The organism is Schlesneria sp., assembly GCF_036405755.1.
Lineage (GTDB): Bacteria > Planctomycetota > Planctomycetia > Planctomycetales > Planctomycetaceae > Schlesneria > Schlesneria sphaerica.
The window spans coordinates 1-8,255 of the sequence record NZ_DASWWZ010000070.1; the positions used below are offsets into that span (position 1 = coordinate 1).

Sequence of the window (8,255 nt, forward strand, 5' to 3'; positions counted from 1 at the left end):
ACGGGCGAAGTTGTGACGGGTTCGACCCTGGAGAAAAGTCTTTATGCTGTCGCATTAATGCTGTTTATCATCACGATGCTCATGAATCTGATTTCTCAGTGGGTCCTCTCGCGTTATCGGGAGGTCTACCAATGAGTCTGCGAAATGACTCGTACGAGCGTCTGCTGAACCGTCGGCACACCGTTGGTTTCATGTTTGAATGGCTCTGTCGTCTCGCCACTCTGGCGGCACTGTCGTTCCTGCTCGTGTTGATCGGGTCAATTCTGGTAACGGCGTTCAGCCCGGGACGAGGCAAGGGCCTTGCTCCGGTGACTCCCCAAACCAAGGCTCCGTTCACCGAGTCAGCGCCCGAATTCGTCTTCAAGGTCAGCAATGTTTCTGGTGGCGCATTCGAATTGAAGGACCGTCCGGGTCATCGCGTGACTGCCTTTACCAGTTCAGATCTGCGCAACGGAGTTGTCCAGTTCAATCACGATGGTCGTCGCGCAGCACCTGCATACGACTTGAAGATTTCGACGGCGTCGGATTCCGACACAGATTCCGTCGCCTACACGAAAGTGGGTACTGGGAATTTTCCTGACGACCCCCGTGTTCCTGTTGTTAGTCCACCTCGCTCACCTAAGCCGTGGGGCTGGCTCACCTGGAAGTTCCTGACTTCCGGAAATTCTTACGAGCCAACAGAAGCCGGTATCATGGTAGGACTTTGGGGAAGTATCTGGCTGATCTTTCTCACCGCATGTATGGCAGTCCCGGTCGGCGTCGGGGCAGCGGTGTATCTGGAAGAATATGCAAAGCCCACCATACTGACCCGGTTCATTCAATTGAACATTTCGAATCTGGCCGGTGTGCCGTCGATCGTTTACGGGATCCTGGGGTTTACCGTATTTTCCCGGATGTTCGGCATTTTCGACAAACAAGCGACGTATGTTTCGCTCAAATTGCCCGGAATGAGTTCCATCGACATCACACTGCCGCTGGGACCGGTGCTGTTATCCGGTGCCTGTACGTTAGCGCTGCTGAGCCTTCCCGTTGTGATCATTACTTCACAAGAAGCACTCCGGGCGATTCCTGCTTCACTGAGACACGCTGCCTACGCACTTGGGGCCACGAAGTGGCAGACCATGTGGCATCAGGTGCTTCCCGCCGCGTTACCAGGGATTCTGACGGGTGTTATCCTTTCCCTGTCGCGCGCGATTGGTGAGGCAGCCCCCCTGGCTGTCATCGGCGTCGCAGCGCAGTTGAGTTACGCCCCGGGGCGAATCACTGGATTAGGGGACGTGCTGCAACACCCGGACAAGTTGATTCGTGCACCGTTTGATCGATTTACCGCCCTGCCAATTCAGGTTTACAGTTGGGTCAATGAGGCGGCCCCCAATTTTGAGCACGTTGCCGCGGCCGGTATTCTGGTCTTGCTGGCAACGCTCCTGTCCATGAACGGAATCGCCATTTTTGTCCGGCAGAGATATCAACGGAAGATTCAATAATTGTAATCCTTAGCTGTAATCCGTCTTCCTTGTTACTCAGTCGGCCGCGATCATGAGATCGATTGACCCTAAAAGATGACTAACTTCCATGGCTCTCGTTAAACAATTCACACAGTTTGTCGAACCGGCAGGGAGCCCTGCGGGGGCGGGAACCCAGCCCGTTGACCCTATTCCCAAGATTGAAACACAGGAAATGAGTTTCTTCTATGGGACGAAGCAGGCACTTTACGATATCAATCTGAAGATCCAAAGCCGCTCTGTGACGGCATTGATTGGGCCTTCAGGTTGTGGGAAGAGCACCTATCTGCGGTCGCTGAACCGGATGAATGACATCGTGGAAGGGACCCGCGTCACGGGGTCCGTACTGCTCGACGGTGAAGATGTCTACGATCGCGAAGTTGATGTCGTGTCGCTCCGCAAACGCGTCGGCATGGTCTTTCAGAAGTCGACTCCCTTTCCGAAATCCATTTTCGACAACATTGCCTTCGGACCACGAATCGCAGGCCTTACCAAAAAGTCGGAACTGCAGGGAATCGTTGAGCGGTGTCTGAAGCAGGCGGCACTTTGGAACGAAGTCAAAGACCGCCTCAAGGACTCGGCAATGGCTCTATCGGGGGGCCAGCAGCAGCGTCTGTGCATCGCGCGGGCTCTGGCAACGAACCCCGAAGTCCTGTTGATGGATGAACCGGCTTCGGCGCTCGATCCGGCATCCACCGCCCGAATCGAAGATCTGATCTTCGAGCTGAAACAGAATTACACGATCGTGATCGTCACCCATAACATGCAGCAGGCCGCTCGTATCAGTGAAACAACGGCCTTCTTCTGTATGGGACGGCTGGTAGAAGTGGGACCGACCGAACAACTCTTCAGGAATCCGACACAAAAGGAAACAGAAGATTACATCACCGGCCGATTCGGGTGATGAAAGACCCCTTGATGGGGTTCGTAGAGGTGAAGATTAAAGACCGATTCTGCGGGGCGTAGATACCACAAATACTGTTGCATTATTACCGGAAGAGTGGATTCCCGGGCCCCAAGTCTCAGGTTTAACAGAGAATTGAGACCGACTGCATAAAATCCACCGTCAGGGCGAAGTCCGCAAGCAATCCCCGACTTGGCCTGAGACATCACAAACTACTGCAGTGACTTGAGCATTAATGGCATTCATCGTGTAAACAGGGCCTTACATTGCCGTTCGAAAACGGACCGGCAAACCACCGTCGGTCGGTGAGATAAATCGCGTTTTTCAGTGATGGAGGTAGGAGCCGTGTCGATCCATTTAATTCGAGACCTTGATAATCTCCATCGCATGGTGCTGACGATGTGTGCTCGCGTGGAAGAAATGATCCACTCGGCCGTGGAAGCACTCCATCGCCCGAACTACGAACGTGCGAAGCAGATTATGGCTGCCGACGACGAAGTCGACCGAATGGATGTCGCTGTCGAAGAAGAATGCCTGAAGCTGCTCGCCCTCCATCAGCCTGTCGCCATCGATCTCAGGCGGATCACCACTGTCCTCAAAATCGGTGGCGAACTTGAGCGGGTGGCAGACCTGGGTGTGAGTATTGCTGAGAGAGCTTGCGGAATCGCAAGTTGCGCGGAAATCTCTGTACCCGATAATATGAAGCATATGTCGCGGCAGGCGCTCGACATGCTGCACCGCAGCATTGACGCGTATGTGCACCTGGATGTCCGGACGGCACGCGAAGTCTGCCTGCAAGATGAATCGATTGATAATTTGAACAGGGTCATCATTGAAGAACTGAGTCGCCTGATGCAATCGCGACCCGATCTTGTTGAACCGGCCCTGCATATGTTTTCCGCATCTCGCCAGATCGAACGAATCGCTGACCACGCCACGAACATCGCGGAAGACGTGGTCTATCTGGTACAGGGCGAAATCATTCGGCATCGGAATCGATTTTCGACGATTCCTGAGAGGTCCAACAACGATATCACATGAGCAAACAAAAAATTCTGATCATTGAAGACGAACGTGCTCTGCAAGAGGTTCTGTCTTACAACCTCGAGCGTGAGGGGTTTGAAGTCGCGCTGGCCTCGGATGGGCAGGATGGACTTCGTCGTCTTCGTTCTTTTGAGCCTGATCTGGTCCTGCTTGACCTGATGTTACCGGTAATCGATGGTCTGGAAGTCTGTCGACAGTTGCGTGCCGACACAAAGACTCAGGGAATTCGCGTCATCATGCTCACCGCTCGTAGCGAAGAAGTCGACGAAATCGTGGGCTTCAATATGGGCGCGGACGATTACGTCACAAAGCCGTTCAAAGTGAAGCCGTTGATTCACCGTATCAAGGCACTGCTGCGACGAACGGGAACCGACCGGCAGAATCGAGATGTTATTTCGATTCACGGAATTGAAATCGATCGCGTCAATCACACGGCAAAAGCACGCGGTCAACTGTTGGACCTCACTCCCACCGAGTTTCGACTGCTTTGGGCACTCAGCCGTTCAGCCGGTCGTCCGTTCGGACGGAATGAACTGATGGACCACTGCCGGGGCGAAGATGCGAATGCGCTGGAGCGGACGATCGACGTCCACGTCCGGTCGCTCCGTCAAAAACTTCGGGACCTGGGAGACGTCATTGAAACAGTCCGCGGGGTCGGTTATCGCTTCCGCGCCGAGAACGAACCGAGTCCTGCGGCAACGGAATCCAACGAGCCGGCCGAGTAACTCGTTCGGAAGTTCGCTATCGGATCCCCGCAGAGTATCTGACCTAACCAGATCGCCGTGCGTTGTCGGTCGACCAGATCAAAAATTGGCCTCTTCAGGCCGAGAAACAGAACGGCGAGGTGACTCAACTGGTGCCACGCGCAGGCATCTCGTCCGCAGACGAGAACACAGCCTGAGGTCTTGTCCAGTCGACCTTGGCAGCTTCCCTTGGGGGCCGTACGCAGTCTCATAACTCAAGGTTGCCAATTCGTTATCAGAGAGTATAGTTCCTTATGCGAAGGAGGAACGACGCATGCCCTCAACGTCCGACCTGGTTTCTGAAGATGCCGCCACCGACCAACCCTGGCTGGGAACAACAGTCCCAAGCTTGCTGCCGGCAGCATGGGACGAGATTGAACGCCATAAGTGGATTGAAAGCGAGAAAGCTCGACGCGATGTCGGGCAGGCTGCTGTAGCTGACTGGTTGAAACGCTTCTGGTGGAGATTTTGCCGCTGGCGACGAATCGAACACGTAGAAGGTGTCTGTCGCTGGTACGAATTCTCGCATCAGGATTTTGCAAAACTGATGCGGCCCATCTTCGAAAATGACCGGCTTATGCTGGTCATTCTCGAACTGATGAAAACCGATCGTCGCCGCGTGATGAACGATCTTGAAGTCATCGAATGGGCACGTGATGCGGGTGTTCCGATGGAACGTGTGATCGAGATTCTGACAGAGATTCACATCAATGTCGCTCGTCTCGATCCCCCTGTCGAGTGGGTCCGCCGAACTCATGCGTCTCTTTCCAACTTGACCCTCGACTCTTAAGTGGACTCAATGGGCTGGTATCAAACGCAGTTAAAGTTGCCCCCGTTCCCGCGCGGTTTTCATTTGATTACCGACCACGTCTACAGGGCGATTCCGAACATCCACTCCGTCAAAATCGGCCTGTTGCACGTCTTCATCCAGCACACGTCAGCCTCATTGTCGATCAACGAAAACGCGGATCCCGACGTCCCTCGCGACCTCGAGTCCTCGTTCAACGCGATCGCCCCTGAGAGCTTTCCCTATGTGCATACGTGTGAGGGGCCGGATGACATGCCAGCTCACGTGAAAGCGTCGCTCCTGGGCAACTCACTGCTGATCCCCGTCACCGACGGCCGATTGAATCTTGGCACCTGGCAGGGAATCTATCTTTGCGAGCACCGTAATCATGGTGGATCGCGATCATTGATCCTCACTCTTCAGTCCTGACCGACCACGGCGGGATGACAGACAAAGCCGCTTTTCCGTCCTTCACGGTGAAATCGCCTCGTCAGACACGACCGGCGCGAATCATTCAGCTTGCTCGCACACGCTGCAGCGGGTGATACGCTTTATTCACCGTTTCGAATAGAGTGTCACAAACCGCCCGTAAGTTGGCCGGATCCCCCTACGAACGGGTCCCTCGGGACCGCTTTACCCAGACAGAGAATTTGCCGCGATTGCAGATCGGAGTCAGCTTTGGACATTGATACGGTCCTTCCCTCGAAAGCGCTGACAGTCAGCCAGTTGACTTCCCGCCTCAAAGGAGTGATGGAAAGTACGTTCCCGCTGGTCTGGGTCAGCGGAGAAATTTCGAACTGCAAACAAGCGAGTTCCGGACATGTTTACTTCACACTGAAGGATGAGGGGGCCCAGCTATCGGCGATCATGTGGCGCGGAGCCGCTTCCCGATTGCGATTTCAGCTTCGGGACGGTCTGAAGGTTCTCGCGGCAGGCCCCATTCAGTTATACGAGACACGAGGCCAGTACCAGTTGATTGCAGAGCAACTGGAACCCCAGGGGGTTGGTGCGCTGGAACTTGCTTTTCGGCAACTCCAGCGGAAACTCGATGCAGAGGGCCTGTTTGACCCAGAACGCAAACGGCAGTGGCCGCTGATCCCGCGACGAATTGCCTTAATCACCAGTCCCACCGGTGCTGCAGTCAAGGATATGCTCCAGGTGATTACGCGTCGCTGGCCACGAGCGAACGTCGTGATTGTCCCGGTTCCCGTGCAGGGTGCGGACGCGGCACCTCAAATTGCAGAGGCCCTGAGGCGCGTGCATCTCATTCCCGATGTGGAGATTGTCATCTGCGGACGGGGGGGAGGAAGTCTCGAAGACCTGTGGGCGTTTAACGAAGAAGTCGTGGCACGCGCTATCTACGACTGTCAAATCCCCGTCATCAGTGCCGTAGGTCACGAAATTGACGTGACGATTGCAGATCTGGTTGCCGACAAGCGCGCGCTGACGCCGAGCGAAGCAGCTGAACTGGTCGTGCCACTGGAGTCCGACGTCAAAGAGCTGCTTGAGCGAGTTCGACATCGACTGACGACAGCGCTGCAGTATCAGGCTCAGCGAGCCCGGTTTCAGGTTGAAAAACTACAGGACCATCGCAGTCTCTCCCGGCCCTACGATCGAATCCGTGAGCTGCAATCGGAAGTCGATGATCTGGACGAACGTCTCCGACGATCCATGCGCGGGCGTATCGACGTGGCACGTCAGGAATTGAGCAAGATCGCCGCTTCGTTGACGGCACTCAGTCCGCTGGCCGTCCTGGAACGCGGCTACTCCCTGACCAAGCGACTCGCGGACGGAAACCTGATCCGGGATCTGAGTACTCTCTCTCCAGGCGATCGCATCTCGACACTGTTCTCAGGGGGAAGTGTGGTGAGCGAAGTGATTCAGGTCGAATGCGACGAGGATTAATCACGTCAGGCATCCGTCTATACCGACTCCGGCAGCCGTCTCTGCAGGCTTTTCCGCCTGAGATCGTGTTCGCCCTGCAAGGGTCCCGGTCGTCTCGCCAGGAAGCTCATTCAGGTCTGCTTCAGTAACGTTGGAGTCGACTTGATGCCACGGAATCGATTCGTCGGCAAATTCGATAGCTTCGTTTTGCTGCTGCAGAAATTGCCGAAGAACACAGAAATCGCAGCAGGCATCTCTCTTCGCCTCGGCCGATACCCACAAGGGGCATTCGCGTCGGAAGTATCAGGCAGAACAGGGATCGAGTCATGTCTCAAGCGACCATTGGCCAGTTATCCGGCCATCACAACTCATTTCGCCGCACGGCGACTTGGGCAGCAATCCTGCTCGTAACGATTCTGACGAATGTTCCTCAGGCTGACTGTGCCGAACTTGATTCTGTATTCCGATCGGATTTCAAAGCCGCCCTCGCAGAAGCCGAAGAGAAGAAGCTTCCTCTGCTGATCCATTTCTATGCAGACTGGTGCATGCCCTGTAAGCGAATGGACCGGGAAGTCTTCAGTGCGACAGACGTGAAAGATTTGCTGCAGACACGGTTCATCGCGACAAAAGTCAATTCCGATCAGCGACAAGACCTCGTCCGACGGTACGGCGTGGAAACCCTGCCCAGCGATGTCATCGTCGATTCCCAGTCGGGTCGTGTTCTGGCACTTCACGCAGGGTTTCAGGATCGCAACGGTTATGTGGCCAATATTTCCAAAGCAGAAGCCAAGTTCACCCGAGCACACGCGGGTGAAACTCTGGTCCTGAAATCCACTCCTGCCTCCGTTGAAACAAAGGGAGCGAGTAGCACATCGTCTGGCGGGATCGAACTGGGTGAACCTAAGCCGATTATTGGGCTCGCCGGTTTCAGTCCGGTGGCGATTGCCAAGAACCGCCAATGGAACCGCGGATCTCCCAAATTCGCCTGGGACTACAAAGAGGTGACGTACTATCTCTGCTCGCGGGAAGAACTCGTGGAATTCCGCAACGATCCAGAGGCCTTCGCACCAAAACTGTTGGGATGCGATCCTGTGATCCTGTGGGAATCAGATAAGGCTGTTTCCGGGGACATTAAGTACGCTGCCTTTTTTGATGATGAACTGTTTCTCTTCAAATCCGAAGAGCGACGACGCCAATTCAAGGCCAACCCGGAAAAGTACATCCGACTCCAGCACGCTTTGAAAGTCGACCAGATCGAACAAACGGTCGTCCGCTAAGCCTCTTGAATGGGCCGACACAACCGTCGGCCCATTCGTTTTTTCTCGCGAGCGACGAAGCTCCCAAGCGTTAGTTCGGTCAGTGTCATCTTACATCTGTGGGTATCCAGGCCA

At 54.9% G+C, this 8,255-nt stretch carries 8 protein-coding genes; all 8 read left to right on the forward strand.

All coding sequences use genetic code 11. The features are described 5' to 3' along the window. Positions 1-131: 131 nt before the first annotated feature. The 8 genes from pstA (at position 132) to VGE80_RS02460 (ending at position 8,141) form a co-directional block, all read left to right on the forward strand. A complete protein-coding gene (gene pstA, locus VGE80_RS02425; protein WP_440591550.1) occupies positions 132-1,484 on the forward strand; it encodes a phosphate ABC transporter permease PstA in 1,353 nt (450 codons plus the stop codon). A gap of 178 nt (positions 1,485-1,662) precedes the next feature. After that, entirely contained in the window at positions 1,663-2,406 is a 744-nt protein-coding gene (gene pstB / locus VGE80_RS02430) for a phosphate ABC transporter ATP-binding protein PstB (RefSeq protein ID WP_440591553.1), read from the forward strand. Positions 2,407-2,751: 345 nt separating this feature from the next. Further along, positions 2,752-3,447 (forward strand): phosphate signaling complex protein PhoU, encoded by a 696-nt coding sequence (phoU, locus tag VGE80_RS02435; protein WP_373652198.1) that lies wholly within the window; start codon positions 2,752-2,754, stop codon positions 3,445-3,447. After that, the gene (locus tag VGE80_RS02440; RefSeq protein ID WP_397569935.1) at positions 3,444-4,175 is read left to right on the forward strand and encodes a response regulator; all 732 of its coding nucleotides are present in this window, start codon (positions 3,444-3,446) and stop codon (positions 4,173-4,175) included. Before phoU ends, VGE80_RS02440 begins: the two co-directional genes overlap by 4 nt. Before the next feature lie 292 nt (positions 4,176-4,467). Beyond that, complete coding sequence (locus VGE80_RS02445) at positions 4,468-4,983, forward strand: hypothetical protein (protein WP_373652200.1); 516 nt, start codon at positions 4,468-4,470, stop codon at positions 4,981-4,983. Positions 4,984-4,992: 9 nt separating this feature from the next. Continuing rightward, positions 4,993-5,409: a secondary thiamine-phosphate synthase enzyme YjbQ gene (locus VGE80_RS02450; protein WP_373652201.1), complete on the forward strand. Its 417-nt coding sequence runs from the start codon at positions 4,993-4,995 to the stop codon at positions 5,407-5,409. A gap of 249 nt (positions 5,410-5,658) precedes the next feature. Continuing rightward, a complete protein-coding gene (gene xseA / locus VGE80_RS02455; RefSeq protein ID WP_440591551.1) occupies positions 5,659-6,885 on the forward strand; it encodes an exodeoxyribonuclease VII large subunit in 1,227 nt (408 codons plus the stop codon). 305 nt (positions 6,886-7,190) lie between these two features. Next, positions 7,191-8,141: a thioredoxin family protein gene (locus VGE80_RS02460; RefSeq protein ID WP_440591552.1), complete on the forward strand. Its 951-nt coding sequence runs from the start codon at positions 7,191-7,193 to the stop codon at positions 8,139-8,141. Positions 8,142-8,255: the final 114 nt, after the last annotated feature.